Annotated in this window: 23 protein-coding genes and 1 pseudogene; 16 read left to right on the top strand and 8 right to left on the bottom strand. The window is 69.9% G+C overall.

All coding sequences use genetic code 11. The features are described from left to right. Positions 1-6: 6 nt before the first annotated feature. Entirely contained in the window at positions 7-1,647 is a 1,641-nt protein-coding gene (locus tag QGN30_RS21645; protein WP_248923552.1) for a PucR family transcriptional regulator, read from the bottom strand. 83 nt (positions 1,648-1,730) lie between these two features. Between QGN30_RS21645 and pruA the strand changes: the two genes are divergently transcribed. Both pruA and QGN30_RS21635 read left to right on the top strand, forming a co-directional pair. Next, on the top strand, positions 1,731-3,362 hold the full coding sequence (gene pruA, locus QGN30_RS21640) for an L-glutamate gamma-semialdehyde dehydrogenase (protein ID WP_008254563.1): 1,632 nt from the start codon (positions 1,731-1,733) through the stop codon (positions 3,360-3,362). Next, a complete protein-coding gene (locus QGN30_RS21635; protein ID WP_029385475.1) occupies positions 3,362-4,321 on the top strand; it encodes a proline dehydrogenase family protein in 960 nt (319 codons plus the stop codon). The genes pruA and QGN30_RS21635 overlap by 1 nt, the downstream gene beginning before the upstream one ends. Positions 4,322-4,457: 136 nt before the next feature. On the opposite strand, the pseudogene QGN30_RS21630 reads toward QGN30_RS21635, so the two are convergent. From QGN30_RS21630 to QGN30_RS21610, 5 genes and pseudogenes are all read right to left on the bottom strand, one after another. Then, positions 4,458-5,069 (bottom strand): annotated as a pseudogene (locus QGN30_RS21630) (TetR/AcrR family transcriptional regulator). 15 nt (positions 5,070-5,084) lie between these two features. Next, complete coding sequence (locus QGN30_RS21625) at positions 5,085-6,251, bottom strand: lipid-transfer protein (RefSeq protein ID WP_248923553.1); 1,167 nt, start codon at positions 6,249-6,251, stop codon at positions 5,085-5,087. Continuing rightward, on the bottom strand, positions 6,248-6,697 hold the full coding sequence (locus QGN30_RS21620) for a MaoC family dehydratase (protein WP_020821903.1): 450 nt from the start codon (positions 6,695-6,697) through the stop codon (positions 6,248-6,250). The genes QGN30_RS21625 and QGN30_RS21620 overlap by 4 nt, the downstream gene beginning before the upstream one ends. Further along, entirely contained in the window at positions 6,694-7,134 is a 441-nt protein-coding gene (locus QGN30_RS21615) for a Zn-ribbon domain-containing OB-fold protein (protein ID WP_248923554.1), read from the bottom strand. The genes QGN30_RS21620 and QGN30_RS21615 overlap by 4 nt, the downstream gene beginning before the upstream one ends. Further along, positions 7,134-7,679: an FAS1-like dehydratase domain-containing protein gene (locus tag QGN30_RS21610; protein WP_009957215.1), complete on the bottom strand. Its 546-nt coding sequence runs from the start codon at positions 7,677-7,679 to the stop codon at positions 7,134-7,136. Before QGN30_RS21610 ends, QGN30_RS21615 begins: the two co-directional genes overlap by 1 nt. Before the next feature lie 198 nt (positions 7,680-7,877). On the opposite strand from QGN30_RS21610, the gene QGN30_RS21605 reads away from it, so the two are divergent. The 4 genes from QGN30_RS21605 (at position 7,878) to QGN30_RS21590 (ending at position 13,262) form a co-directional block, all read left to right on the top strand. Further along, entirely contained in the window at positions 7,878-9,338 is a 1,461-nt protein-coding gene (locus tag QGN30_RS21605) for an aldehyde dehydrogenase family protein (protein WP_014379450.1), read from the top strand. Between the two features lie 132 nt (positions 9,339-9,470). Then, positions 9,471-10,379, top strand: a complete 909-nt coding sequence (locus tag QGN30_RS21600; RefSeq protein ID WP_248923555.1) for an alpha/beta fold hydrolase — start codon at positions 9,471-9,473, stop codon at positions 10,377-10,379. A gap of 29 nt (positions 10,380-10,408) precedes the next feature. Then, entirely contained in the window at positions 10,409-11,833 is a 1,425-nt protein-coding gene (locus tag QGN30_RS21595) for an acyl-CoA synthetase (RefSeq protein ID WP_009957211.1), read from the top strand. A gap of 163 nt (positions 11,834-11,996) precedes the next feature. Then, a complete protein-coding gene (locus QGN30_RS21590) occupies positions 11,997-13,262 on the top strand; it encodes an MFS transporter (protein WP_248923664.1) in 1,266 nt (421 codons plus the stop codon). Here the strand turns inward: QGN30_RS21590 and dapD are convergent. Further along, positions 13,259-14,212, bottom strand: a complete 954-nt coding sequence (dapD, locus tag QGN30_RS21585; RefSeq protein WP_085978334.1) for a 2,3,4,5-tetrahydropyridine-2,6-dicarboxylate N-succinyltransferase — start codon at positions 14,210-14,212, stop codon at positions 13,259-13,261. The genes QGN30_RS21590 and dapD overlap by 4 nt on opposite strands. 307 nt (positions 14,213-14,519) lie before the next feature. Here dapD and QGN30_RS21580 point away from each other — a divergent pair, with 307 nt between their 5' ends. The 3 genes from QGN30_RS21580 to dapE all read left to right on the top strand — a co-directional run bounded on the left by QGN30_RS21580 (position 14,520) and on the right by dapE (position 17,756). Continuing rightward, positions 14,520-15,332, top strand: coding sequence for a PPE family protein, SVP subgroup (locus QGN30_RS21580; protein ID WP_014379453.1), 813 nt, complete (start codon positions 14,520-14,522; stop codon positions 15,330-15,332). 37 nt (positions 15,333-15,369) lie between these two features. Continuing rightward, positions 15,370-16,530, top strand: coding sequence for a PPE family protein (locus QGN30_RS21575; protein ID WP_020415601.1), 1,161 nt, complete (start codon positions 15,370-15,372; stop codon positions 16,528-16,530). A gap of 161 nt (positions 16,531-16,691) precedes the next feature. Next, a complete protein-coding gene (dapE, locus tag QGN30_RS21570; protein WP_026071533.1) occupies positions 16,692-17,756 on the top strand; it encodes a succinyl-diaminopimelate desuccinylase in 1,065 nt (354 codons plus the stop codon). Here the strand turns inward: dapE and QGN30_RS21565 are convergent. Continuing rightward, a complete protein-coding gene (locus QGN30_RS21565) occupies positions 17,753-19,870 on the bottom strand; it encodes an AAA family ATPase (protein WP_248923556.1) in 2,118 nt (705 codons plus the stop codon). The genes dapE and QGN30_RS21565 overlap by 4 nt on opposite strands. Positions 19,871-19,957: 87 nt before the next feature. On the opposite strand from QGN30_RS21565, the gene QGN30_RS21560 reads away from it, so the two are divergent. The 7 genes from QGN30_RS21560 to QGN30_RS21530 all read left to right on the top strand — a co-directional run bounded on the left by QGN30_RS21560 (position 19,958) and on the right by QGN30_RS21530 (position 25,709). Continuing rightward, positions 19,958-20,521: a TIGR00730 family Rossman fold protein gene (locus QGN30_RS21560; RefSeq protein WP_020188822.1), complete on the top strand. Its 564-nt coding sequence runs from the start codon at positions 19,958-19,960 to the stop codon at positions 20,519-20,521. A gap of 75 nt (positions 20,522-20,596) precedes the next feature. Beyond that, complete coding sequence (gene fadD6, locus QGN30_RS21555) at positions 20,597-22,375, top strand: long-chain-acyl-CoA synthetase FadD6 (RefSeq protein WP_009956208.1); 1,779 nt, start codon at positions 20,597-20,599, stop codon at positions 22,373-22,375. A gap of 127 nt (positions 22,376-22,502) precedes the next feature. Continuing rightward, on the top strand, positions 22,503-23,378 hold the full coding sequence (gene folP / locus QGN30_RS21550) for a dihydropteroate synthase (protein WP_416366867.1): 876 nt from the start codon (positions 22,503-22,505) through the stop codon (positions 23,376-23,378). Further along, positions 23,375-24,373: a glucosyl-3-phosphoglycerate synthase gene (locus tag QGN30_RS21545; RefSeq protein WP_248923557.1), complete on the top strand. Its 999-nt coding sequence runs from the start codon at positions 23,375-23,377 to the stop codon at positions 24,371-24,373. Before folP ends, QGN30_RS21545 begins: the two co-directional genes overlap by 4 nt. 58 nt (positions 24,374-24,431) lie before the next feature. After that, complete coding sequence (locus tag QGN30_RS21540) at positions 24,432-24,785, top strand: DivIVA domain-containing protein (protein ID WP_014382009.1); 354 nt, start codon at positions 24,432-24,434, stop codon at positions 24,783-24,785. 2 nt (positions 24,786-24,787) lie between these two features. After that, the gene (locus tag QGN30_RS21535) at positions 24,788-25,369 is read left to right on the top strand and encodes a DNA-3-methyladenine glycosylase I (RefSeq protein WP_009956315.1); all 582 of its coding nucleotides are present in this window, start codon (positions 24,788-24,790) and stop codon (positions 25,367-25,369) included. Between the two features lie 166 nt (positions 25,370-25,535). Continuing rightward, a complete protein-coding gene (locus QGN30_RS21530; RefSeq protein ID WP_003878471.1) occupies positions 25,536-25,709 on the top strand; it encodes a DUF3117 domain-containing protein in 174 nt (57 codons plus the stop codon). Positions 25,710-25,712 lie beyond the last annotated feature (3 nt).

Here is a 25,712-nt window from a genome sequence, read left to right as displayed (position 1 = left end):
ATGTCGTCAAATCGTCCCAAGGCGGTCGGCGCGGACCGGCGTGCCCGTGTGTCGGCGCCGTTCCAGGATCCGCAGTCCCAGCGAGAACAGCAGCCGGACCTCGGGGTCGGCCAGCGAGGTCGACAGCAGCTTCTCGATTCGCCGCGCGCGGTAGCGAACCGTATTCGGATGCACCCGCAATGCCTGTGCGGCCGCGGCGATGTCGCCGAAGGCGTCCAGGTAGGTCCGCAGCGTTTCCGCGAGCACCGGATCGTCTTCGCCCAGCTGCACGATCCGCGGATCGATCAGGCGCTCGTCGCTGCCGACCAGGGTCACGATCTCGTCGACCAGGACGGTGGTGCGCGCTTCGGCCAGCGAAGTCACCTGCCCGAACGAAATGGGATGGCGCTCAGCGCTGTCCAGCACGCGATCCACCTCGACGCGCGCCGCGGCGGCCCCGGCCAGGCCCGCGACCGGAGCCGCGATGGCCGCCCGCAGCTGCACCCCGAGCTCGGCGCGCATGGCGCCGATGGTGCCCCGCACCCAGGAGATGACCGACCGATGCTGCGTCTGGGTCCGGGCCACGGGAAGCAGCACGTACGTTCGTGAACCGTTCGAGGCCACCTGGGCGTCGCGGCGGAATGCGCTGGCGCTCAGCGCAATTATGTCGGCGAGCCGGGCCTGGCCGGCCGAAGCGTCGGCGGCGTCCCACCCGATCAGGGCTGCGGTGGTGTCGGCGGCCAGTCCGAGTTCGCCGGCGATGATCGCGGCGTCGACGGGTTCGTCGGCCAGGCCCAGCAATTGCTGGACCCGCCGGGCGTGGGTGGAGGGCCGGGCCGCCAGCCGCCACATGATGCGGGCGGCCAGCACGGCGGCGCCGCGCAACATCTCCTCGGCGTCGTCGGCCAGCGGTGGTGAGCCCTGCTGCACCCAGATGGTTCCGGCGAATTCGCGCGGGCGCCGCGCGTCGGTCGCGGGCTGGTGGATCCCGATGGCCAGCCGCGGGCGCAGGCCCAGCTCGGGCCGCTCGTCGACGCGCACCACCTCGGTGCCCGATCGCAGGGCATCGAAGATGCCCCATTGGCCGATCCACTCCAGATGTTCGGGCGGGCCGGCCCTGCCCAGGATGGAAAGGCGCCGCAACTCGTCGGCTTCGTCGTTGGACGCCGAGTAGGCCAAGACATGGGATTGCGCGTCCTCGATGCTGACCATGCCGTGGATGCGGTCGGCAAGCGACTGCGCCAGCCCGAACAAGTCGGTGCCCGAGTCGTCCATCGCGTCGGCGCGGTCGCCGTGATGCTCGAGGACGTGATTGACCAATTGGTAGAGGCGTTCCCACCGGGCGCGCGGGTCGACGGCCACCACCGCCGCGCCCGCCGCGACGGCCGTGCTCACCAGCGCGGGGGAGGGCTCTTTGACGAAGATGGCCACCGGCACGCGCTCGCGCGCCTGCCTGCCCATCCAACGCATCGCCTCGTCGTCGGCGACCCCCAACAGGAAGAAGACGTCGGCGGCGCCCGCCGCGGCCGCGAGACCCAGGCGCACGTCGTCGGAGTCGATCAGCGCGGCCGAACCCACCGGCAGGTCCAGGCCACGGGGGGCATCGGCGAGGCTGACCAGGGTCGCGTCCAGCGCGAGCAACAGCTGACCCAGCCCCACACCGGCCATGTTGTCCGATTCTACTATGAATCCAGTCGGGTATTGTCCGATCAGCTAACTCCGTGCGCGATCGCCGCGAGGATCCTGGCGTCATGGACGCCGTCACTCAGGTCCCGATGCCGGCCAACGAGCCGGTCCACGACTACGCGCCGCGTTCCCCGGAACGCACCCGGCTGCGCGCCGAACTGACCGCGCTCGCCGAGCATCCGATCGACCTGCCGCACGTCATCGGCGGCGATCACCGGATGGGCGAGGGTGAGCGCATCGATGTCGTCCAGCCGCACCGGCACGCCGCGAAGCTGGGCACCCTGACCAACGCCGTGCACGCCGACGCGACGGCGGCGATCGACGCCGCGATGGCCGCCAAAAGCGGCTGGGCGGCAATGCCGTTCGACGAGCGGGCGGCGGTGTTCCTGCGCGCCGCCGACCTGCTGGCCGGGCCGTGGCGGGAGAAAATCGCCGCCGCGACGATGCTCGGCCAATCCAAGTCCGCCTATCAGGCCGAGATCGACTCGCCGTGCGAGCAGATCGACTTCTGGCGCTTTAACGTGGCGTTCGCGCAACAGATTCTGGCGCAGCAACCGATCAGCGGGCCGGGGGAGTGGAACCGCAGCGAGTACCGCCCGCTCGACGGCTTCGTGTACGCGATCACGCCGTTCAACTTCACCTCCATCGCCGGCAACCTGCCGACCGCCCCGGCGCTGATGGGTAACACCGTGATCTGGAAACCCTCGATCACCCAGACGTTGTCGGCCTATCTGACCATGCAGCTGCTCGAGGCCGCCGGCCTGCCGCCCGGGGTGATCAATCTGGTGGCCGGCGACGGCTTCGCGGTTTCCGATGTGGCGCTGGCCGATCGGCGGCTGGCCGGCATTCACTTCACCGGTTCGACGGCCACCTTCCAGCGGCTGTGGTATCAGGTCGGCACGAATATCGGTCACTACCACAGCTATCCGCGCCTGGTCGGCGAGACCGGCGGCAAGGACTTCGTGGTCGCGCACGCGTCCGCGCGCCCGGATGTGTTGTGCACGGCCCTGATTCGCGGGGCCTTCGACTACCAGGGGCAGAAATGCTCGGCGGCATCGCGGGCCTTCATCCCGCAGTCGGTGTGGCGCCGCATGGGTGACGACTTTTTGGGGGAGACGGCCGCGCTGCGCTACGGCGACGTCACCGATCTCGCCAACTTCGGCGGCGCGCTGATCGACCGGCGCGCCTTCATCAAGAACGTCGACGCCATCGAGCGGGCGAAGGGCGCGCCACACGTGACCATCGCCGTCGGCGGCGAATATGACGACCGCGAAGGCTATTTCGTACGCCCTACCGTCCTGCTGTCCGATGATCCGACCGATGAGTCGTTTTCCACCGAATACTTCGGGCCGCTGCTGTCGGTGCACGTCTATCCCGACGACGATTACGACAGGATCCTCGACGTCGTCGACCGCGGTTCCCGGTACGCGCTGACCGGCGCGGTGATCGCCGATGACCGGGACGCCGTGCTGACGGCCCAGCACCGGCTGCGGTTTGCCGCCGGCAACTTCTACATCAACGACAAGCCGACGGGCGCGGTCGTCGGGCGCCAGCCGTTCGGGGGCTCGCGCGGCTCGGGCACCAACGACAAGGCCGGATCGATGCTGAACCTGTTGCGCTGGACGTCGGCCCGCACCATCAAGGAGACGTTCGTCCCGGCCACCCGGCACACCTACCCGCACATGGGCGCCGAGTGATGCCCGGAGTCTTCGCGAGCACCCTGCGCCCGGCGATCCTGGCGGCGGCACGAGGCGACGTGGTGCGCCGCGCCGCCCAGCGGTTGCCGGTCACCCGTCGCGTGGTGCGCCGCTTCGTCCCCGGGGAGACGATCGGATCCGCGCTGAATGGCGTTGCGGCGCTGCGCTCGTCGGGCCGGCTCGTCAGTGTCGACTATCTGGGCGAGGACGTTCTGAGCGCCGACGACGCCGACGCGGCGGTGCAGGTCTACCTGGAGCTGATCGACGGTCTGGGGCGCCTCGATGCCGGGGGCGGCGTGGTGCGGCCGCTGGAGGTCTCGATAAAGTTGTCCGCGCTGGGGCAGACGCTGGGGCGCGACGGGCACAAGATCGCGCGGGAGAACGCGTGGTCGATCTGCGATGCGGCCGGGCGCGCGGGCGTGTGGGTGACGGTGGACGCGGAGAACCACACCACCACCGAGTCGACGCTGTCCATCGCGCGCGATCTGCGGGCCGAGTTCCCTTGGCTGGGCGTGGCTTTGCAGGCATATCTGCGGCGCACGCCGGGCGACTGCGAGGAGTTCGCGGCGTCCGGGGCCCGGGTCCGGCTGTGCAAGGGCGCCTACGACGAGCCCGCGTCGGTGGCGTATCGCGGGCGGGCCGAGGTGACGGAGGCGTACCTGGCCTGCCTGCGGGTGCTGATGACCGGGACTGGCTACCCGATGGTGGCCTCCCACGACCCCGCTGTGATCAACGCGGCCAGCGCCATTGCCCGCGAATCGGGCCGTGGCGCCGGCGAATTCGAATACCAGATGCTGTACGGCATCCGCGACGACGAGCAGCGCCGCCTCACCGGGGCCGGTAACCACGTGCGCGTGTATCTGCCGTTCGGCACGCAGTGGTACGGGTACTTCATGCGGCGACTGGCCGAGCGGCCCGCCAACCTGACGTTCTTCTTGCGGGCTTTGGTCGGGCGCTGAGCCGGTCGCGTTGAGTGTGCGCTCACGGCTTCGAGTGTGAGCGTACGGCGGCGACACGCCGATGATCCCCGCCGAGGATCCACACGCAAAGCCGACGATTCACACGCAAAGCCCAGGATTCACACGCAAAGCCCTGTCACTGAGCGCGGCGGGGCCGCGGCCGGTCGCTGGCGAAGCCGCGCACCACGTGGGCGCGCACGAACTCCGCCGCCACATCGGGATCGTCCATGTCCAGGGTCGACGACGGAGTGCTGAAGAGCGAGAACAGGATCCGAGCGAACCACTCGCCGGCCGCCTCGACATCGAGATCCTTGCGCACCTCACCCGTGAGCCTGGCGGCCGACAGTTACGGGGCGAAGAACTCGACGCATTCGCGCAGCAGCACGCGGGCGTCCTTGGTCAACAACAGACTGATCGCATCCTCGTCAAAATACTTCTCGAAGGCAATGGTCCGCCGCGCCTGGGTGACGAATACCGCTGCGCGACTGAGCTTGTCCTCCAGCGTGCTGCCGCGGCTCATCGCCTTGGTCATCTCGCGGTAGAACTGCTGCGACGCGTGCTCGGCGCACGCCTCGACAATCGCGGCCTTGTCGCTGAAGTATTCATAGATGGTGCTGCGGGATACCCTCGCTTGCTTGGCGATGTCGACGATCGTCGCCTTGTCCAATCCCTGCTTGCCGAAACACGTGAACGCCGATTCGACGATGAGCTCGCGGGTGTCTGCGGCCTGGGCCGGTTGAGTCGTCACAAGACCAACGCCCCCTCAACCCGCCGGCGCGAGGATCAGCCCACTGGTGGGCACGCCGGTTCCGGAGGTGACCAGAACGTGCTCGACGTTGTCGACCTGGTTGTGCGAGGTGCCGCGGACCTGGCGCACCCCCTCGGTGATGCCGTTCATCCCGTGGATGTACGCCTCACCCAACAGGCCGCCGTTGGTGTTGATCGGAAGATCGCCGCCCAACGACAGCCGCTCGACGGTGGCGAAGTCCTTGGCCTCGCCGCGCCCGCAGAAGCCCAGTTCCTCGAGCTGGGTGAACACGAACGGCGTGAAATGGTCGTAGATGAAGGCGGTTTGGATGTCTTGCGGCTTGAGACCCGAATCGCGCCACAGCTGACGGGCCACCACCCCCATCTCGGGCAGACCGGTGATGTCGTCGCGGTAGTAGCTCGTCATCATCTCGCCGTTGTAGGCCGCGCCCTGCGCGGCCGCGGTGATGATGGCAGGGGGCTGCCGCAGGTCGCGGGCGCGTTCGGCGCTGGTGACGACGAGCGCGACACCGCCGTCGCTCTCCTGGCAGCAGTCCAGCAACCGCAGCACAGGTTCGACGATCCAGCGCGAATTCTGATGATCTTCCAACGTGATCGGACGCTCGTAGAACCAGGCGTCGGGGTTTGTCGCCGCATGCTTTCGGTCGACGACGGCGATCCGGCCGAAGTCCTCGTTGGTGACGCCGTACGTCGACATGTACCGCTGGGCGTGCATCGCGACCCAGGCCGCGGGAGTGAGCAGCCCGAACGGCGCGTAATGCGCCATGAACAACGGGGTTTCGGCCATGCTGCGCCCACTGCCGCCGAACCGGAACCCGGAACGTTCGTTGAAGGCGCGCCAGCACACCACCACATCGGCGACGCCCGTGGCGACCGCCATCGCCGCGTGCACCACCGTGCCGGCGGCGGCGCCCCCGCCGTGGTGCACGCGGGAGAAGAAGCTCAGATCGCCGATGCCCACGTTGCGGGCGATGTCGATCTCGTCGCTGGAATCCATGGTGAACGTGACCATGCCGTCGACGTCGCCGGGGGTGAGGCCGGCGTCGTCCAGTGCGGCGCTGACCGCCTCGCACGCCAATTGGAGTTCGCTGCGCCCGGATTCCTTGGAGAACTCCGTCTGACCGATCCCGACGATGGCCGCCGCGCCCGGCAACCGGCTCATGCGCCCGGCCCGTCGAGAAGGCTGAGCACCGCGGTGCCGGAGACGTGGTCGCCCAGGCTGTTGGCCCCCGCGAAGGTCACCTCGACGAAGTTCTCGCCCCCCGAGCCTTCACGCTTTCCGGTGACGCTGCCGGTGAACCGCAGCGGATCGTCCGGAAAGCACGGCACGCCCAGGCGGATCGACAGGTTCTTGACCATCGCCTCGGGCCCCGCCCAATCGGTGAGGAAGCGTACGCAATAGCCGTTGGTGGTCAGGATGTTCATGAACAAGTTCGGCGAACCCTGCTGCTTGGCGTAGTCACGGTCGTGATGCACGGGCATGAAGTCACGGGTGGCGATCGCGCCGGCAACGATCATCGTTGTGGTGATCGGGATTTCCAGGGGCGTGACCTCGTCACCGACCGAAATGTCCCGCCACTGCAAAGTGCGGTTCGCGGTGGTCGTCATGCCTGTCCTTCCGAATCGATTGCGTCAAGGCGCGCTGACCGACCGCGGGGCCGGAATTGATGCAACACGAGGCCGTCGTCGAACGTCTGGTAGTAGACCTGTACCGCCAATCCGGTTGTCACGTCGGGGGGATCGATGCCGGTCAGGTTGGACACCAGCCGCACCCCTTCCTCGAGTTCCACCAGCGCGACGACGTAGGGATACTCGAAGAACGGAAACTTGGGTTCGTGTGGCATCACGTAGCTGTACACCGTGCCGAGGCCGGAAGCCTCGATCGTGTCCCACTCGAGAGAACGGCAGTGCGGGCACATTGGCCGGGGCGGGTGCCGGAGCTGCCCGCAGCCACCGCATTGCTGAATCAGGAGTTTGTTCTCCCGCAATCCATTCCAGAAGAATTCGGTGTCCGGGGTGATCGCCGGCGCCAGACGGGCCGCCATCAGTTCGCCGGCCTGAATCGCAGCACCCGGAATCGCTGCCGCCCCAACACTTCGCCGTTCTGGTCGGTGTAGGTGGTCAGCCACGTCAGGAAGAAACCGGTGCCCAGCGCCGTCTTCTTCTCGTCGGAGACCGATTCGTAGACCGTCGTCGCGCTGATCACATCGCCCAGCCGAGGGTAACGTTCGATCTCGAACTCCGAATTGGTCGCCACCGTGCTGGTGTAGCCGGCCTCGTCGAGGAATTCCGTTGGGTTGCTTTTGATCTCGATCGGCGCCCCGCCCCGTTCGCCGATTCCCTCCAGTATCGGCGATGGCATCGTCCACGTCTGCAGCATCACCGGTGGCGACACGATGCCGCCGAACCGGGACGAGGCCGCGAACTCCGGGTCGAGGTACACCGGGTTCATGTCGGCCATCGCGTACGCCCAGTGCCGGATCATCGGCTGGTTCACCGGGTCCGGCGCCACCGAGGGCTTCCCGGTGCCGCCGGTCGGCTGCCCGACGAGGGCCCGCACCTTGGCGCTGACGGATTCTGGGTCGGTCACGTAGCAAGCCCCTCTCGCAGAACACCTTGATCCGACAGATTGATGCGATCTGTCTCGCGAGTTGTGTGTACTCTGCGCCGTCGCATGGTGTCAATACAACAGCAAAGTGCGCGAGGAGCTCCGGAATTCATGCAAATGACGATTGACGGCGGCCGCTGGGACGGGTACACCAAGTGATCAGATGACCGGAGGAAGCACATGGCCGATTCGCCCGCCCTTGTTCAGTCCTATCCGCTCTACATCGACGGCGACTGGGTCGAGCCGCAGGACGGCCGCTATGACGACATCTCTCCGTCCACCGAGGACGTGATCGCCACCGCGCCCGACGCCAGCATCGCCCAGGTCGGTGAGGCGATCGCCGCCGCGCGCCGCGCGTTCGACAGCGGACCCTGGCGCACCATGAGCGCCGAGGAGCGCGCCGGGTGCCTCAACCAGTTGGGCGAGGCGCTGAGCAAACACGCCGACGACTTCTTCGCGCTGTCCCAGGTGGAGTGGGGCTGCGTTGCGAACGAACGCATCATGCAGATCGACGGCGCCGGCTTCATGTCGATGCACGCCGCCCAGCTGGCCACCCAGTTGAAGGACGAAGCGGTCACCGGGATGGGCGCCGGCACCACGTTGCTGCGCCATGAACCCCTGGGTGTCGTGTCGGTGTTGACCCCGTGGAACTTCCCGCACTGCCTCAACGTGATGAAGCTGAATCATGCTCTGGCCGCAGGCAATACCGTCGTGCTCAAGCCCTCGCCGCTGACCCCACTGGCCGGGCTGGCGCTCGCGCGGATCATCGACGAACACACCGATATCCCGCCGGGCGTGGTCAACGTCGTCACCCCCTCCGGGGTCGAGGCGGCCAAGTTGCTGACCACCGATCCGCGGATCGACATGGTGAGCTTCACCGGCAGCTCGGTGGTCGGCCGCCAGGTCATGTCCGCCGCCGGCGACACGATGAAGCGGATCCTGCTCGAGCTCGGCGGCAAGTCCGCCAGCATCGTCCTGGACGACGCGCAGGTGACCGACGAGATGCTGCAGCAGATGCTGTTCGACTGCTGCTCGCTGCACGCCGGACAGGCCTGCATCCTGCACAGCCGGCTGCTGCTGCCGGACTCGCTACACGACGACGTCGTCGACCGGCTCGCCGCGCTGGCGCGCGAGGTCAAGGTGGGCGATCCCACCGATCCCGACGTTCAGATGGGCCCCCTGATCAGCGCGGCGCAGCGCGACCGGGTCGAGGCCCACGTCGCCGGTGCGCTCGACGACGGGGCGAAGCTGGTGACCGGCGGCGGCCGTCCGGCCGGCTTGGACATCGGGTTCTACTTCGAACCGACGATTCTGTCCGATGTCGAGCCGAATTCGACCATCGCGCAAGAGGAAGTGTTCGGTCCGGTGTTGACGGTGCTGCGCTACCGCGACGACGACGACGCCGTCGCCATCGCGAACAATTCGCAATACGGCCTCTCCGGGGCGGTGTGGGGCGGCGACGTCGACCGCGCCGTCGGCGTCGCACGCCGCATCCGCACCGGACAGATCGCGGTCAACGGCTGCGGCCCGGGCGGCGCGCCGTTCGGCGGCTTCAAACTCAGCGGGCTGGGCCGCGAGGGCGGCGGCATCGGCGGGCTACACCAGTACATGGAGCCGATGGCCGTCGGCGTCCCCGCGTGACGGGCTCCGCTCCACGAAATGCCCTGCGCCAGAGGCACATCCGACGCCGACATGATGCCTTAACGTCGGGCCCGCCGGGCGCCGGCCCGGTCCACCTTTGGTAAACCGTGCGTCCCATGCCAAGCTGCTGACATGGCCATCGAGATCGCCCGCCCCAAACTCGAAGGAAACGTCGCCGTCGGCGAAGACCGCCAGATCGGCTTCGCCGAATTCGGTGACCCGCAGGGCCGCGCGGTCTTCTGGCTGCACGGCACCCCCGGCGCGCGCCGCCAGATCCCCACCGAGGCCCGCCTGTACGCCGAGAACCACAAGATCCGGCTGATCGGCCTGGACCGCCCCGGGATCGGCTCGTCGACACCACATCGGTACGAGAACATTCGCGCGTTCGCCGAGGACGTGCGGACCATCGCGGACACGCTCGGCATCGACAAGATGGCCGTCATCGGCCTGTCCGGCGGCGGTCCGTACGCGCTCGCCTCGGGCGCGGTGTTGTCCGATCGCGTCGTCGCCGCCGGCATCCTCGGCGGCGTCGCGCCCTTCCTCGGCGACGAGGGGATCACCAGCGGCCTGATGAATCTGGGCAAGCGGGTGGCGCCGCTGCTGCGGCTGGGCGGTGACCCGCTGCGGATCGGTGCGAGCCTGGTGGTCCGGGCGATCCGCCCGGTCGCGAACCCCGCGCTGTTTTTGTATGCCGCGATATCGCCCGAGGGCGACCGGCGCCTGCTGACCCGGCCCGAGTTCGGGGCCATGTTCCTCGACGACCTGCTCAACGGCAGCCGCAAGCAGCTGGCGGCCCCGTTCAACGACATCATCCTGTTCACCCGGGACTGGGGATTCCGGCTCGACGAGGTCAAGGTCCCGGTGCGCTGGTGGCACGGCGACAGCGACCACATCGTGCCGTTCGCCCACGGCGAGCACGTCGTGGCCAGGCTGCCCGACTGCGAGCTGATCGTGCTCCCGGGCGAAAGCCACCTCGGCGGGCTGGGGCGCGGCGAGGAGATCCTGTCCACCCTGATGAAGATCTGGGACGAGCGGGGCTGACCTCGTCCGGCGCCGGGTAGCCTGCTGACGTGCTGCTGGCGTCCCTTGATCCCTCGGTCCTGACCGCCACCGATGTCGCCGACGCGGTGCGCATCGACGGCACCGTGCTCAGCCGCAGCGACCTCGCCGGAGCCGCGACGTCGGTGGCCGAACGGGTGGGCGGCGCGGGCCGCGTCGCCATCCTGGCCGCCCCGACCGCCGCGACGGTGCTGGCCGTCACCGGCTGCCTGATCGCGGGTGTGCCCTTCGTCCCGGTGCCCGCCGACGTCGGCGCCGCCGAACGCCGCCACATGCTCACGGACTCGGGAGCCCAGGCCTGGCTTGGGGCAGCGCCCCCAAAAGACTCGGCGCCCGAGGGGCTGCCGCACATCCCGGTGCGGCTGCACGCTCGCTCCTGGCACCGCTATCCCGAGCCCTCGCCGGACGCCACCGCGATGATCATCTACACCTCGGGCACCACCGGGTTGCCCAAAGGGGTGGTGCTGAGCCGGCGCGCGATCGCCGCCGACCTCGACGCGCTGGCGCAAGCCTGGCAATGGACGGCCGACGACGTCCTGGTGCACGGCTTGCCGCTCTTTCACGTGCACGGCCTGGTGCTGGGCCTGCTCGGCTCGTTGCGGGTCGGGAATCGCTTCATCCACACCGGGAAGCCGACGCCGGAGGGCTACGCCCAGGCCCGCACCGACTTCGGCGGCACGCTGTTTTTCGGCGTGCCCACCGTGTGGTCGCGGGTCGGCGCCGACGAGGCGGCCGCCCGGGCGCTGGGCCCGGCGCGGCTGCTGGTCTCCGGAAGCGCACCGCTGCCGGTTCCGGTGTTCGACCGGTTGGCCGCCCTCACCGGGCACCAGCCCGTCGAACGCTACGGCGCCTCGGAATCGCTGATCACCATTTCGACGCGGGCCGACGGCGAGCGGCGACCGGGGTGGGTCGGCCTGCCGCTGGCCGGGGTGCAGACCCGGGTGCTCGACGACGACGGCGCCGCGGTGCCGCACGACGGCGAAACCGTCGGAAAGCTCCACGTTCGCGGTCCGATGATGTTCGACGGCTACCTGAACCGGCCGGACGCCACCGCCGAGGCGTTCGACGCCGACGGCTGGTACCGCACCGGTGACGTCGCCGTCATCGACGGCGGGGGGATGCACCGCATCGTGGGACGCGAGTCGGTCGACCTGATCAAGTCCGGCGGCTACCGCATCGGTGCGGGCGAGATCGAGACGGTGCTGCTCGGTCATCCGGGCGTGCAGGAGGCCGCGGTGGTCGGGATGCCCGACGCGGACCTGGGTCAGCGCATCGTCGCCTACATCGTCGGATCCGCCAACGGCGACGAACTGATCGACTATGTCGCGCAACAACTTTCGGTGCACAAGCGACCACGCGAGGTGCGCGTCGTCGACACGCTGCCCCGCAACGCCATGGGTAAGGTCCTCAAAAAGGAGCTGCTGTCCGACGGCTGAGCGCCTTGCGCGCGAGCGCAACCCCACCGCGAATTTCGGCTCGATTCTTCGCAGTCCCGTTACGCCCGCGGTCCCAGCGGCGGCAGGTACCGTCGTAACGGTGCAAGGACGGAACGTACCCCCCGCCGGCGCCGCCGCGACCGTCGTAACCGCGCCCACGCCGATGCGGCGGATCGCCGTCGCCTGCCTCGTGGGCTCGGCGATCGAGTTCTACGACTTCATGATCTATGGCACCGCGGCGGCACTGGTGTTCCCGATGGTGTTCTTCCCGCACCTCAGCCCCTCCGGAGCCACGATCGCCTCGATGGGGACGTTCGCGACGGCTTTTCTGTCCCGGCCCCTCGGCGCGGCCGTGTTCGGATACTTCGGGGATCGGCTGGGGCGCAAGAAGACCCTGGTCGCCACGCTGCTGATCATGGGCGTGTCAACGGTGTGCGTCGGCCTGGTCCCCAGCTCCGGGGTGATCGGTGCCGCGGCACCGCTGATCTTGGTCGCGCTTCGGCTGCTGCAAGGGTTCGCCGTCGGCGGCGAATGGGCGGGGTCGGCGTTGCTGAGCGCCGAATACGCGCCGGCCGACCGGCGCGGCCGATACGGCGTGTTCACCTTGATGGGCGGCGGCATCGCGGCCGTGCTGAGCAGTGCGACCTTTCTCGCGGTCAACCTCACCATCGGCGAGGGCAGTGCGGCGTTCCTGCAGTGGGGATGGCGGGTGCCGTTTTTGCTCAGCGCGGTGTTGGTCGGGCTCGCGCTGTATGTGCGCCTGAACATCGAGGAGACCCCGGTGTTCGCGGAGGAGAAGGCGCGGCAGCTGATCCCCAAGACCCCGCTCGCGGAGCTGCTGCGGCTGCAGCGCCGTGAGATCGCGCTGGCCGCGGGCAGCATCCTCGGCGCGTTGGGGTTCATCTACATGGCCCACACCTATCTGGCCATGTACGCGCACTCCCACCTGGGGTATTCGCGCAACTTCATCTGGTTCGTCGGCGCGCTGTGCGGGGTCGCGAGCATGGCCTTCATGGCGGTCTCGGCCACTCTGTGCGACCGGCTCGGGCGCCGCCGCATCATGCTGGTGGGGTGGAGCTGTTGTCTGCTGTGGTCGTTTCTGGTGATGCCGCTGCTGAACACCGGCAAACCCGTGGGGTACGCGGCGGCGATCGTCGGCATGTGCACGGCCGCGGCGATCGGCTCCGGCCCGACGGCGGCGTTCATCCCCGAACTGTTCGCCACCCGCTACCGCTACAGCGGAACGGCGCTGGCGCAAAACCTCGCCGGCATCGTCGGTAGCGCGTCGCCGCCGCTGATCGCCGGGACCCTGCAGACGACATACGGCAGCTGGGCGATCGGCTTCATGCTGGCCGCCCTCACGGCGGTCAGCCTGGCGTGCACCTATCTGCTGCCCGAAACCAACGGCACGGCGCTCGGCGTCGGTTAGTTGGCGTGCAGGTCCTCGTTGAGGGCGATGCCCTGGCCGCCGCGCGCCACCACCTCCACGGCCCCGCTCAGCGAATTGCGCCGGAACAACAGATTATTGCCGCCGGAGAACTCCCGCGCCTTCATCTGTTTGCCCTCGGGTGTGATGACCTTGGTGCCCGCCGTGACATAGAGGCCGGCCTCCACGACGCAGTCGTCGCCCAGTGAGATGCCCAGGCCGGCGTTGGCGCCGAGCAGGCACCGCTTGCCGATCGAAATGACCTCGGTGCCACCGCCGGACAGCGTGCCCATGATCGAGGCCCCACCGCCGACATCGGAGCCGTCGCCCACCACCACGCCGGCCGAGATGCGGCCCTCCACCATCGACGCTCCCAGCGTGCCGGCGTTGTAGTTGACGAAGCCTTCGTGCATCACCGTCGTCCCCGGGGCCAGGTGGGCGCCGAGCCGCACCCGGTCGGCGTCGGCGATGCGCACCCCGGTCGGCAACACGTAGTCGACCATCCGCGGGAACTTGTCGACGCCGTAGACCGTCACCGGTCCGTGGCGGCGCAGCCGGGCCCGCACGGCCTCGAACCCCTCGACGGCGCAGGGCCCGCGATTAGTCCAGACCACATTCGTCAATACCCCGAAGAAGCCGCCGGCGTTCAGCCCGTGCGGCGCCACCAGTCGGTGCGACAGCAGATGCAGCCGCAGGTAGGCGTCGTAGGCGTCGGCGGCCGCCTCGTCGAGCGAGCCGATCACCGTGCGCACGGCGACGGTCTCGGTGCCGCGGTCGTCGTCCCGGCCGATCAATGCGGTCAGCTCGGGGGGAACGTCGGACAGCGCGAGTCGCGACGTGGCACTCGTGCCCGACTCGGTCAGTTCCGGTGCGGGAAACCATGTGTCGAGGATCGATCCGTCGGCGGCCAGCGTTGCCAGCCCGATACCTGCAGCTCCAGTCACGGCGGTCAGGTTACTTCCTGGGTGGTTGCGCGGGTCCGTCCACCCTGCACGGCAACGCGGACCCGGACGCCGCGAAATACACGGAGTGCGCCGCCGCCTGTGAAACGCTGGCCCGCGCAACGTGATTCGGAGGCCCTCGCTGCGCAGCCGCTGCGCTGCGGGTGTCGAGGCCCACCGTCTTACCAGGTCAACCGCGTGAACTCGGCCGTTTCGGGGTACCTCGGTCCCGGGGATCGGCTGGTCACGTCCTGAGCCTGGTGGGGAGCCACCGGCGCGGGTCCGCAAGGGGCCGGCTCGTTTAGAGAAGGAGAACACCATGTCCTTTGTCACCACACGCCCCGAGGCGCTGATGGCCGCGGCGAGCATGCTCGAAGCGCTCGGCTCCTCGATGGACGCCCAAAACGCCGCCGCCGCGGCGCCCACCACGAGCATCGCCCCGGCGGCGGCCGACGAAGTGTCCGCGCTGCAGGCCGCGCAGTTTTCCGCCTACGGCGCCTGGTATCAGCAGGTCAGCGCCCAGGCGAAGGCGATCCACCAGACGATGGTCAACAACCTGGACACCAGCGCCGGTTCCTATGGCGAGACCGAAACCGCGAATCGGGTGACGACCGCCGCCTCGTCGCTGTCGCCGCTTGCCGCCTCACCGACTGCGGCGGCCGACCCCCCGCCCGCGGGGAGCACCACGCTCGGGACCGGGATCGGGTGGGGCCAGAACGTCGGTGCCGCCGCGTCGGACTTCATCACCCTGGGGGAGGGGCAATTCGCCCCCGTCACCGGCGCCGCGGGGATTCCCAACTTCACTCCCGGGCTCACCTCGGCGTCAGCGCCCGCGCCCGCGGCCCCCGCCGCAGTCGGTGCCGCGCCGGTGCTGGCGAGCATGGGCCGCGGGCCCGCGATCGGCGCGTTGTCGGTGCCGCCCAGCTGGGCGGCCGGCGGTGTCCCGTCGGTGAACGCCACCCCGACGCAGTTGGTCGGCGCGGGCTTTACCAGCGCCGCGCCCCACGCCGCGCCGGTGACGACCGTGCCGGGCGGCCTGCCGTCGATGGCCACGAGCGGACGCGGCGGCTATGGCCTCGGCGCGCCGCGCTACGGGGTCAAGCCGACCGTCATGCCCAAGCCAGCCATCTAGCACCCCACGAACCACAACCGAGAATAGGAGCGACGCAATGTCTTTCGACTTTGGAGCACTTCCCCCCGAGATCAACTCCCTCCGCATGTACACCGGGGCGGGGGCCGCGCCGATGATGGCCGCCGCGGCGGCCTTCAGCAGCCTCGCCGACGAATTGAGTACGACGGCCTCGGCCAGCCAGTCGGCGATCTCTAACCTGACCGGCGAGGAGTGGATCGGGCCCTCCTCATCCGCGATGGCCACCGCGGTCGAGCCCTACATCACGTGGATGCACACCACCGCGGCCCAGCTGCAGCAGGCGGCCTCCCAGGCCATGGCGTCGGCGGCGGCCTACGAGGCGGCATTTGCGATGACGGTCCCGCCCCCGCTGATCGCGGCGAACAGGGCCCAACTCGCGGCCCTGATCGCGACGAACGTCTTGGGTCAGAACACCGCGGCCATCGCGGCCACCGAGGCGCAGTACGGCGAAATGTGGTCCCAGGATGCCGCCGCCATGTATGGCTACGCGGCGGCGTCGGCGGCCGCGGCCAAGCTGAGCCCCCTGACCTCGCCGGCGCCGACGAACAACCCGGGCGGGCTTGGGGCGCAGGCCGCGGCCGTCTCCCAGGCCGCGGCAACGGGCGCGCAGACGAGCGGCCTCCAGCAGACCGTCACCAACGCGCCCAACGCGGTTCGGGCACTGGCGGCCCCGATGGCCGACCCGCCGTCGGCACTGAGCGGGCTGGACAGCTTCTTGGGCAACCCGGTGGTGAACAACGTCGGCAACGCCGGTTTCGACGTGGTCTCCTGGAACGTGTTCAACACCATGGTGTCCAACATCCTCTACAACCACACCCTCGACGTGGCGGCGGCCACCGGCACGGCCGGCGAGGTGGGGGGCGCGGTCGGCGGCGGCATGTTGGTAAGCGCGGCGGCCCCGGCGAGCACCGCGGGCGTCGGCGCCGCGCCGGTGCTGGCGAGCATGGCGTCGGCATCACCGGTCGGCGGCTTGTCGACGCCCGCCGCGTGGTCCGCGGCCACGCCCGCGCCTGCCGCCGCGACGCCCGTGAGTTCGGGGTGGACCGCGCCGGTTGAAGAGCCGCGCACGACGTGGGCGACGGGCATGCCGGCGGTGGCCTCGGCCGGGCGCGGCGGCTACGGCATGGGCCCGCGTTACGGGGTCAAGCCGACGGTGATGCCCACGCGGTTGCTCGTGTAGCCGCTGCGTCCGGCGGCTCGCCATCACGGTCACCACTGGTGTTGATGGTGGCGACCCGCTGCGCCCGGCTCCGCCGCGCTTGCGATCGCCACTGGGTGTTGATGGTGGCGACCCGCTGCGCCCGGCTCCGCCGCGCTTGCGATCGCCACTACCCTGAGACCGTGCTGGACTTACGCGGGGATCCGATCGCGCTGACCGCGGCGCTGGTCGACATCCCCAGCGAATCGAGGAACGAGGCGCGCCTGGCCGACGAGGTCGAGGCAGCGCTACGCGCGCAGACCTCCGGCTTCGAGGTCGTCCGCAACGGCAACGCCGTGTTGGCGCGAACCCGACACCAGCGGCCGTCGCGGGTGCTGCTGGCCGGCCACCTGGACACCGTCCCGGTGGCCGGAAACCTGCCCAGCCGTCACGAGGGCGGCGAGCTGCACGGCTGCGGCACCGCCGACATGAAATCCGGGGACGCCGTGTTCCTCCATCTCGCCGCCACCGTCGCCGAACCCGTGCACGATCTGACGCTGGTGATGTACGACTGCGAGGAAATCGACGCGGCGGCAAACGGTTTGGGCCGCATCGAACGGGAACTGCCGGACTGGCTGGCCGCCGACGTGGCCATCCTGGGCGAACCGACGGGCGGCTACATCGAAGCCGGTTGCCAGGGCACCCTGCGCGTGGTCGTCAGCGCCGCCGGGACCCGCGCCCACTCGGCGCGATCCTGGTTGGGGGACAACGCTATTCACAAACTGGGTGCTGTGCTCGAACGGCTGGCCGCGTACGAGGCACGCAGCGTGGACATCGACGGCTGCACGTACCGCGAGGGCTTGTCGGCCGTGCGCATCGACGGCGGGGTGGCGGGCAACGTCATTCCCGATGCTGCCGCGGTGACGGTCAACTTCCGCTTTGCCCCGGACCGGTCGGTGCCCGACGCGCTGCAACACGTGCACGACGTGCTCGCCGGACTGGACGTGCACATCGAACAGACCGACGCCGCGGCCGGGGCGATGCCCGGGCTGTCCCAGCCCGCCGCCAAGGCGTTGGTCGAGGCGGCGGGCGGTAACGTGCGGGCCAAGTACGGCTGGACCGACGTCGCACGGTTCGCCGCGCTGGGTATACCGGCGGTCAACTTCGGCCCCGGCGACCCGAATTTGGCGCACCGGCGCGACGAACGCGTGGCGGTCGCCAACATCACCGCGGCGGTGGACATGCTGCGCCGCTACCTGGGCGGCTAGCCGCCGCAGCGCCGAGCCTGCGCGGCGGCGTCGGCGGCGGCCGCGTGCATCCCGATCGACGTCAGCTCGTCCGACACCGCCCGCAACGCCTCGGCATCGCCCGCGGTGAGCGCGCGGGCGTGGGCCAACGCGATTCTGCCCACGACACAATCGATCTCGTCGCAGAGCCGGGCCAACGGATCGCCGGCCCGGCTGTCGCCCAACCGCACGGCCTCGTGCCAGACGCGCACCGCCACGGCCCGCTGCCCGCCGCGCTCGGCCGCGCGGGCGGCCTCGCGCGCGGCGGCCACCGCGCCGTGCGAGTCGCGCAGCAACGCCAGCCGCCACGCGCGCGCCACCCCGAGCTCGGGGGCGAACAACGCCGACTTGGTTCCGTGCCGGGATTCGGCCCTGCTCAACGCTTTTGCCGCGGCAGCGGTATCTCCGAGCTGGGACAGCGCGGTGGCCAGCAGCGTCAGCGACAGCGGCCCCCACGAATAGCCGGTGCGCTCCAGAGTGGCGGTCGCCGGGATCAAAATGTCTGCTGCGGAAGCGAATTCACCGCCGGCAAGCAGCACATGCGCCAGCAGCACCTCGCCGATCGCGCGGCCCGGCTGCTGCAGTTCGGCGAAATCGGTGAACTGCCGGGCCAATTGGCGGGCCTCGTCGAGCCTGCCCGCCATCAACAACGTGGTCGTCTGGCCCAGCCCGATGGTGAAGCGCAGCAACCCGGGGTGTTCGGCTCCCAGGGCGCGCTGCGCCAACCGCTCGACGTCACCGAACCGGCCCTGCCGCGCCGCGCACAACGCGGCCGCGCTGCCGGCCCAGGCCACCGCCTGGTCGTCGGCCGACGCCGAGGCCAACACCTCCTCGGCGACCTTCACCGCGTGCCCGACGTTGCCCGCGTTCATCGCGAAGGTCGCGCTAAGCGCGTCCAGCGTGGTCCGCGGCCCGGCATCCGCGACGCGATTGCGGACGGTCCGCAAGAACGCCGTCGCACGCTCGGGCTCGCTCAGCATCCAGAACTGGTTCGCCGCCCGCAGCAACGCCCACTCCATCAGGGCGGCTTCGGTCAACCCGGCGGAGTCGACGTCGGCCAACAGCGCATCGGCCTCGCGGCCGCGGCCCTGCCAGCCCAGCGCGTGCGCGAGCGCGAGCCGCGCGGCCAGCCCGCCGGAGCGCTCGAGCGCCGAGCGGGCCAGCCGCTCGCCCAGCGCCATGTCACCCAGCCTCAGCGCCTGCTGCGCGGCGGCGACGACGTCGGCGGGCCGTTGGCGCGCGTCGCTGTCTCGCGCCAACGACATCAGCCGCAGCCGGTCGCTGGGATGCTCGGATGGACGCTGCGACAGCAACGTGACCAGCTCGGTGCGCCGTTGTCGCGCGTGGTCGGGGTCCAGCGCGGCCAGCGTCCGCTCGGCGAACAGCGGGTGGGCCGTGTAGACGACGGGGTCCTCGGAGGCCCCGCCCCGCACCCGGGTCTCGGCGGCGCCCCACCTGACCGCCTCGGCCACCGCGCCGTCGCCGGCCAGGACGGTCAGGTCGGCGAGCGACAGCGGCTCGCACACGGCGAGATACTCCAGCACCGACCGGGCCGGCGCGGGCAACTCGGCGAGGAAGGCGTCGACCTCCGCGGGCGGCGTCGTCCCGCCGGGCGGCTCGATATCGATCCGGTCGAGCAGGCCGTCGCTCCACAGCGCGGCGATCGCATCGGGGGAGGCGTCGGCGCGGGCGGTCACGATCAGCCGCGCCGTCCCGACCCGCGCCAGCTGGTAGACCAGCGTGGCCGACAGCACGTCCAGGTGTTGGGCATCGTCGACGACAAGCAGCAGGTCGTCGCCGCCCAGCGAGGCGCGCGCGGCCCGCAGCAGCGCGGCCGGCTTGCCGATGTCGGCGATCTGCACCAGGTGGCTGAAGGCCCCGAAGGGCACCGCGCGTTCGGTCGGGGTGCCGGTGACCCAGCGGACGAGCGCGTCGGGATGTTGACCGGCGAAGTGCTCGGCGGCCACGCGGGCCAAGGTGGATTTGCCGACGCCGTCGGGCCCCAACACCGCCGCTCCCCGGCCCCCCGCGGCCAACGCCGCATCCAGCCGCTCTGAGGCCGTCGCATGTTGGGGGACGTTCCATCGAATCGGCACTGCCGGATTTTATGGCGCGCGGGCCCGTCGGCACGGCGAAAGCCCCACATATGAGCGGTGATCGCAATTGGTCTACCTTTGGCGGATATGCCCGGGGAACGCGATTCAGCCCGCGAGTGGGCGGTGTGTGTGTACTGCGCGTCCGGTCCGCAGCATCCCGAATTGCTCGGTGTCGCTGCAGAACTCGGCGAGGCCATCGCGGAGCGCGGCTGGACGCTGGTGTGGGGCGGTGGCCGCGTTTCGGCGATGGGCGCGGTGGCGAGCGCGGCGCGGGCCCGCGGGGGCCGGACCGTCGGCGTCATCCCCCAGGTCTTGATGCGGCGCGAGATCGCCGACGCGGACGCCGACGAGCTGATCGTCAGCGACACCCTGCACGAGCGCAAGCAGATCATGGAAGACCGCGCCGACGCGTTCATCGCGCTGCCGGGCGGCATCGGCACCCTCGACGAGTTGCTCGACACCTGGACCACGGCCTACCTCGGTCTCCACGACAAACCCATCGTGCTGCTGGACCCCGTCGGCCACTACGAGGGGCTGTGGACGTGGTTGTGCGGCTTGCTCGACAGCGGTTACGTCTCCCAGGTGGCGATGGACCGATTGGTGCTGGTCGACAAGGTGGGCGCGGCGCTGGACGCGTGCGCGCCCGGCTGAGCCCGCCGGCCCGTCCCAGCCCCTACTAGGCTGTCCGCCGAGCTTGACTTTTACCAAACGAATCGAGGGGATCACGTGTCCGATCGTGACGGGGGAGCGCGCACGGCGGTCAAACTGACCGACATCGCATCTCGGGTGCCGGCCGTGCTGGCCGACCTGCCGGTGATCGCGCGCGGCGTGCTGACCGGGCTGGCGGCCCAGCCGGGGTCCAAGAAATCGATCGGCACGGTGTTCCAGGAGCGGGCCGCCCGCTACGGCGACCGGATCTTTTTGCGCTTCGGCGACCAGCAACTGACCTACCGCGACGCCAACGCGGCGGCCAACCGGTACGCCGCGGTGCTGGCCGCGCGCGGCGTCGGCCACGGCGACGTCGTCGCCATCATGCTGCGCAACTCGCCCAACGCCGTGCTGGCCATGCTGGCCGCGGTCAAGTGCGGTGCGGTCGCCGGCATGCTCAACTACCACCAGCGCGGCGAGGTCCTCGCGCACAGTCTCGGCCTGCTGGAGGCCAAGGTGCTCATCGCCGAGACCGATCTGGTCAGCGCCGTGGCGGAGTGCGGCGGCTCGGGCGGCACCCAGACGCTGACCGTCGAAGACCTCGAACGGTTCGCGGCGAGCGCCCCGGCCACCAACCCGGCGTCGGCGTCGGCCGTGCACGCCCGGGACACGGCGTTCTACATCTTCACCTCGGGCACAACCGGTTTCCCGAAGGCCAGCGTCATGACGCACCTGCGCTGGCTGAAGGCGCTCGCGGCGTTCGGCGGCATTGGGTTGCGGCTCAAGAGCTCGGACACCCTCTACTGCTGCCTGCCGCTGTACCACAACAACGCGCTGACGGTCGCGTTGTCGTCGGTGATCACGTCGGGAGCGACGCTGGCGCTCGGCAAGTCGTTCTCGGCGTCGAAGTTCTGGGACGAGGTCATCGCCAACGACGCGACGGCGTTCATCTACATCGGCGAGGTGTGCCGGTATCTGCTCAACCAACCGGCCAAGCCGACCGACCGAGCGCACAAGGTGAGGGTGATCGCCGGGAACGGCCTGCGCCCGGAGATCTGGGACGAGTTCACGAAACGGTTCGGCATCGCGCGCGTCTGCGAGTTCTACGCCTCCAGCGAGGGCAACGCCGCGTTCATCAACGTCTTCAACGTGCCCCGCTCCACCGGTGTCTTCCCGATGCCGTTGGCCTACGTCGAGTACGACCCCGACACCGGCGCCCCGCTGCGCGGCGACGACGGGCGCGTGCGCCGGGTGCCGGCCGGGGAGCCGGGCCTGTTGCTCAGCCCGGTCAACCGGCTGCAGCCGTTCGACGGCTACACCGATCCGGAGTCCAGCGAAAAAAAGTTGGTGCGCAACGCTTTTCGTGAGGGCGACTGCTGGTTCAACACCGGCGACGTGATGAGCCCGCAGGGCATGGGACACGCGGCGTTCGTCGACCGGCTGGGCGACACGTTCCGCTGGAAAGGCGAAAACGTGGCCACCACCCAGGTCGAGGCCGCACTGGCATCCGATGACTCCGTCGAGGACTGCACGGTCTTCGGGGTCGAGGTGCCGCGCACCGGCGGTCGCGCCGGGATGGCCGCTGTCAAGCTGCGCGACGGCGCCGAGTTCGACGGGCAGTCGTTGGCCCGCGCCGTTTACGAGCAGCTGCCCGGCTACGCGCTGCCGCTGTTCGTGCGGGTGGTCGAGTCGATCGAGCAGACCACGACCTTCAAGAGCCGCAAGGTGGAGTTGCGCGAGCAGGCCTACGGTCCCGACGTCGAGGACCCGCTCTACGTGCTGGCCGGACGCGACGAGGGCTACGTGCCGTTCTACGACGAGTACCCCGACGAGGTGGCCGAGGGTAAACGCCCGTAAGGCCGGCGGCGCCGATCAGTCGGTCGCGAGCGTAACCACACTGCGAGAGGGCGAATCGGATTTCGCAGTGCCGTCACGCTCGCGACCTGGCACTGCACGCTGTTCGGCGACCAGGCACCATAGACGCGTGCAATCGTCGTTCTGCGGCCGTCCCGTGTCAGCCGATCGCGCGCTGATCATGGCGATCGTCAACCGCACCCCGGACTCGTTCTACGACAGGGGCGCGACCTTCAGCGACGAGGCCGCCCGGGCGGCCGTGCACCGGGCCGTGGCCGACGGCGCCGACGTCATCGACGTGGGCGGCGTCAAGGCCGGCCCGGGCCAAGAGGTCGACGCCGACACCGAGATCGCCCGGCTGGTGCCGTTCATCGAATGGTTGCGCGACTCCTATCCCGACCATGTGATCAGCGCCGATACCTGGCGCTCCGAGGTCGCCAAGGTGGCCTGCGCGGCCGGGGCGGACCTGATCAACGACACCTGGGCCGGCGTCGACCCCGCCCTACCGGAGGTGGCCGCGGAGTTCGGGGCGGGTTTGGTCTGTTCGCACACCGGCAACGCGCAGCCGCGCACGCGCCCGTTCCGGGTGAACTACGGAACCGCCACACGCGGCGTCGTCGACGACGTGATCGCCCAGGTCACCGCCGCCGCCGAACGCGCGGTCGCGTGCGGGGTGGCCCGCGACCGGGTGCTGATCGACCCGACCCACGACTTCGGCAAGAACACCTTCCACGGGCTGCTGCTGTTGCGGCACGTCGGCGATCTCGTCGATACCGGGTGGCCCGTGCTGATGGCTTTGAGTAACAAGGACTTCGTCGGGGAGACTCTGGGTGTGGAACTGACCGAGCGGCTCGAGGGAACGTTGGCGGCCACCGCGCTGGCCGCGGCCGCCGGTGCGCGGATGTTTCGCGTGCACGAGGTCGCCGCCACCCGCCGGGTGCTGGAAATGGTGGCGTCGATCCAGGGGACGCGCCCGCCGACCCGCACGGTGAGGGGGCTCGCATGACGATGTCGGACCTGGTCGCCGGCGATCTGGCCAGCGACGGGATGCTCGCCGCGAGGCCGGGGGACACCTGGCTGGGCGACCGCAGCTGGAGCCGTCCGAGCTGGACCGTCGCCGAGCTGGAGGCGGCCAAGGCCGGGCGGACCATTTCGGTGGTGCTGCCGGCCCTCGACGAGGAAGACACCATCGAGTCGGTGATCGACAGCATCTCACCGCTGGTTGATGGGCTGGTCGACGAGCTGATCGTGTTGGACTCCGGCTCCACCGACGACACCGAGATCCGGGCGGTCGCCGCCGGCGCCCGCGTGGTCAGTCGCGAGCAGGCGCTGCCCGAGGTGCCGATACGGCCCGGCAAGGGCGAGGCGTTGTGGCGGTCGCTGGCGGCCACCCGCGGCGACATCGTGGTGTTCGTCGACTCCGACCTGATCAACCCGCACCCGATGTTCGTGCCGTGGCTGGTCGGCCCCCTGCTCACCTGCCCACCCTCCCGCGGCATTCACCTGGTCAAGAGCTTCTACCGGCGGCCCCTCAACGTCGCCGACGTGGGCGGCAGCGCGGGCGCGACCGGCGGCGGGCGGGTCACCGAGCTGGTGGCCCGGCCGTTGCTCGCGGCGCTGCGCCCCGAGCTGGGCGCAGTGCTGCAGCCACTGGGTGGCGAATACGCGGCCACCCGCGAATTGCTGACGTCGGTGCCGTTCGCCCCGGGCTACGGCGTGGAGATCGGACTGCTGGTGGACACCTTCGACCGGCTGGGGCTGGACGCGATCGCCCAGGTCAACCTGGGCGTGCGGGAGCACCGCAACCGGCCGCTGGCCGAGCTGGGCGCGATGAGCCGCCAGGTCATCGCGACCCTGCTGTCGCGCTGCGGGATCCCCGACTCCGGCGTCGGCCTGACCCAGTTCGTGGCCCACGGGCCCGACGGCGAGGGCTACACCCAGCACACCTCGCCGGTGTCGCTGGCGGACCGGCCGCCGATGCAGGCGATCAGGCCCCGATAGCCGCCGACGCCGTCACGCTGCGCATCGCGTGTCGGCGGCATAGGGCAGTATCGATCCCGTGGCGTTGGTGTTGCTGTACCTGGTGGTCCTGGTGCTGGTGGCGATCGTCCTGTTCGGCGCGGCCAGCCTGTTGTTCGGTCGCGGCGAGCAGCTGCCGCCCCTGCCCCGGGGGACGACGGCGACCGTGCTGCCCGCCTACGGGGTGACCGGCTCCGACGTCGACGCGGTCAAGTTCACCCAGACGCTGCGCGGATACAAGACCAGCGAGGTGGACTGGGTGCTGGACCGCCTCGCCCGCGAGCTGGAGGCCCTGCGCGGCCAGCTGGCCGCGGTGCACGCCGCGCCCGCCGCCGACCAGGACAACGAGGACGATTCGGCGGAACCCGGCGAGGGCGAGGATCGTCAGGACTGAATGTGAGCGAAGACGAGCTGGTTCGGTGCAGCTGGGCGGCCATTCGGCCCGGGCCGGACTTCGAGATGTACCGCGATTACCACGACCAGGAATGGGGTCGCCCGCTGCACGACGGGGTGGCCCTGTTCGAACGGATGAGCCTCGAGGCCTTTCAGAGCGGCCTGTCGTGGCTGATCATCCTGCGCAAGCGGGAGAATTTCCGGCGCGCCTTCTCCGGGTTCGACATCACGACGGTCGCCGAGTACGGCGACGACGACGTGCGGCGGCTGATGGCCGATCAGGGAATCGTGCGCAACCGCGCCAAGATTGACGCGACAATCGCCAACGCGCGCGCGGCCGCGGAGCTGGGTACTCCGGCGGACCTGGCGGAGCTGCTGTGGTCGTTTGCGCCGTCGCCGCGGTCACGCCCGGCCGACGCATCCCAAATTCCCTCGGCCACTGACGAATCGAAGGCCATGGCCCGTGAACTCAAGCGGCGCGGGTTCCGCTTCGTCGGTCCGACCACCGCCTACGCGTTGATGCAGGCAACCGGCATGGTCGACGACCATATCCGGGGTTGCTGGGTGCCCGCGACCGCCCGCTGAGCACACAGTTGTGGGTCTTTGTACGAGCGGTGACCTGGATAGGGAACAATGGAGGGGTGATAAGTCAGTTCGTGGCCGGGCATGGCTTGAAGTTCGCTGGCGGAGCGTGCTCGGTGCCGACCAGGTCCGCGCGGGCGGGCCAGCTCGAACCTGGAGGGAGCACTCGATGGCGGCGATGAAGCCCCGGACCGGAGACGGTCCTCTTGAAGCAACGAAGGAGGGGCGCGGCATCGTGATGCGGGTACCACTTGAAGGTGGAGGTCGACTGGTCGTCGAGCTGACGCCCGACGAAGCCGCTGCCCTCGGTGACGAACTCAAGGGCGTCACAAGCTCCAGCTAGGGC

Source organism: Mycobacterium sp. 3-98 (assembly GCF_035918355.1).
GTDB classification, from domain to species: Bacteria; Actinomycetota; Actinomycetes; order Mycobacteriales; family Mycobacteriaceae; genus Mycobacterium; species Mycobacterium intracellulare.
Note: the sequence above shows the minus strand (reverse complement) of the source record. Positions and strands in the feature narration are given on the sequence as shown.

Bases quoted from the DNA above. Each gene is read 5' to 3' on its own strand.
- QGN30_RS21645 (WP_248923552.1), bottom strand. From the start codon at position 1,647: ATGGCCGGTGTGGGGCTGGGTCAGCTGTTGCTCGCGCTGGACGCGACC.
- pruA (WP_008254563.1), top strand. From the start codon at position 1,731: ATGGACGCCGTCACTCAGGTCCCGATGCCGGCCAACGAGCCGGTCCAC.
- QGN30_RS21635 (WP_029385475.1), top strand. From the start codon at position 3,362: ATGCCCGGAGTCTTCGCGAGCACCCTGCGCCCGGCGATCCTGGCGGCG.
- QGN30_RS21625 (WP_248923553.1), bottom strand. From the start codon at position 6,251: ATGAGCCGGTTGCCGGGCGCGGCGGCCATCGTCGGGATCGGTCAGACG.
- QGN30_RS21620 (WP_020821903.1), bottom strand. From the start codon at position 6,697: ATGACGACCACCGCGAACCGCACTTTGCAGTGGCGGGACATTTCGGTC.
- QGN30_RS21615 (WP_248923554.1), bottom strand. From the start codon at position 7,134: ATGGCGGCCCGTCTGGCGCCGGCGATCACCCCGGACACCGAATTCTTC.
- QGN30_RS21605 (WP_014379450.1), top strand. From the start codon at position 7,878: ATGGCCGATTCGCCCGCCCTTGTTCAGTCCTATCCGCTCTACATCGAC.
- QGN30_RS21600 (WP_248923555.1), top strand. From the start codon at position 9,471: ATGGCCATCGAGATCGCCCGCCCCAAACTCGAAGGAAACGTCGCCGTC.
- QGN30_RS21590 (WP_248923664.1), top strand. From the start codon at position 11,997: ATGCGGCGGATCGCCGTCGCCTGCCTCGTGGGCTCGGCGATCGAGTTC.
- QGN30_RS21580 (WP_014379453.1), top strand. From the start codon at position 14,520: ATGTCCTTTGTCACCACACGCCCCGAGGCGCTGATGGCCGCGGCGAGC.
- QGN30_RS21575 (WP_020415601.1), top strand. From the start codon at position 15,370: ATGTCTTTCGACTTTGGAGCACTTCCCCCCGAGATCAACTCCCTCCGC.
- QGN30_RS21560 (WP_020188822.1), top strand. From the start codon at position 19,958: ATGCCCGGGGAACGCGATTCAGCCCGCGAGTGGGCGGTGTGTGTGTAC.
- QGN30_RS21545 (WP_248923557.1), top strand. From the start codon at position 23,375: ATGACGATGTCGGACCTGGTCGCCGGCGATCTGGCCAGCGACGGGATG.
- QGN30_RS21530 (WP_003878471.1), top strand. From the start codon at position 25,536: ATGGCGGCGATGAAGCCCCGGACCGGAGACGGTCCTCTTGAAGCAACG.